This window comes from Mycobacterium sp. VKM Ac-1816D, from assembly GCF_000416385.1.
GTDB lineage: Bacteria > Actinomycetota > Actinomycetes > Mycobacteriales > Mycobacteriaceae > Mycobacterium > Mycobacterium neoaurum_A.
Genome location: NZ_AOHQ01000063.1, coordinates 1 through 380, shown reverse-complemented (window position 1 = coordinate 380; position 380 = coordinate 1). Strand labels below are relative to the sequence as shown.

Sequence of the window (380 nt, the reverse complement as noted above, 5' to 3'; positions counted from 1 at the left end):
TCGAGGCGTCCGATGTCTGGTGGGGTACTGCCGCACGTCACCCTCATCCGACCGGTAGCCCCGGGCGTGAGCGGTGACGCGGTGGATCGGTTGGGGTTCGGTGGACCGGTCTCCGCGGCGACCGCGGAGTTGATCGGCTGTGATGCCACGCTGACGTCGGTGATCGTCGACCACACCGGGGTGCCGCTGGATGTCGGGCGCGCGGAAAGACTGTTCACCCCCGCGATTCGTAAAGCGCTGGCCGTCAGGGATGGCGGGTGTGCCCATCCGGGATGCGGGCGCCCGGTGTCCTGGTGCGATGCCCACCACATCCAACCCTGGAGCGCCGGCGGCACAACCAGTATCGACAACGGAGTGCTGCTCTGCCGGCTACACCACAC

The 380-nt window shown here is 68.2% G+C and carries 1 protein-coding gene; it reads left to right on the top strand.

What is annotated here, in order from left to right; all coding sequences use genetic code 11:
* A partial coding sequence (locus tag G154_RS00060) for an HNH endonuclease (protein WP_036478462.1) occupies positions 1 to 380 on the top strand: 380 nt, incomplete at both ends.